General features: G+C 71.2%; 1 protein-coding gene. It reads left to right on the top strand.

Translation table 11 applies throughout. From position 1 onward, the window contains the following. Window positions 1-520 (top strand): condensation domain-containing protein (locus tag ASC93_RS30100; RefSeq protein ID WP_229412824.1); only part of this gene is annotated, 520 nt, incomplete at both ends.

Here is a 520-nt window from a genome sequence, read left to right as displayed (position 1 = left end):
CCTGTCCGCCGCCGAACACGTGCTGCTGCTGACCATGCACCACATCGTCTCCGACGGCTGGTCCATGGGCGTGCTGCTGCGCGAACTCACGGCCGCGTACACCGCGTACGTCCGCGGCCTGGCCGCGCCACTGGCGCCGCTGACGCTGCAATACACCGACTTCGCCCATTGGCAGCGCCAGTGGCTCGGCGGCGACGTGAAGCGCCGCCTGCTCGACTACTGGACCAGTCAACTGGCCGGCGCGCCGGCGCTGCTCGAACTGCCGACCGACCGTCCGCGCCTGCCCGTACAGCGCCACCACGGCGCCACGCTGTCGTTCGCGGTCGATGCCGCCGCCGCCGCCGCGCTGTACGACCTGGGCAAGCGGGCCGGCACGACGCTGTACGTCGTGCTCACCGCCGCGTTCCAGGCCCTGCTGCACCGCTACAGCGGCCAGCGCGACATCTGCATCGGCGCCCCGATCGCCAACCGCAACCGCAGCGAGACCGAGGACCTGATCGGCTTCTTCGTCAACACGCTC

It is taken from the genome of Massilia sp. Root335 (assembly GCF_001425685.1).
Taxonomy (GTDB): domain Bacteria; phylum Pseudomonadota; class Gammaproteobacteria; order Burkholderiales; family Burkholderiaceae_D; genus Telluria; species Telluria luteola.
This window is presented reverse-complemented; position numbering and strand designations above follow the sequence as displayed.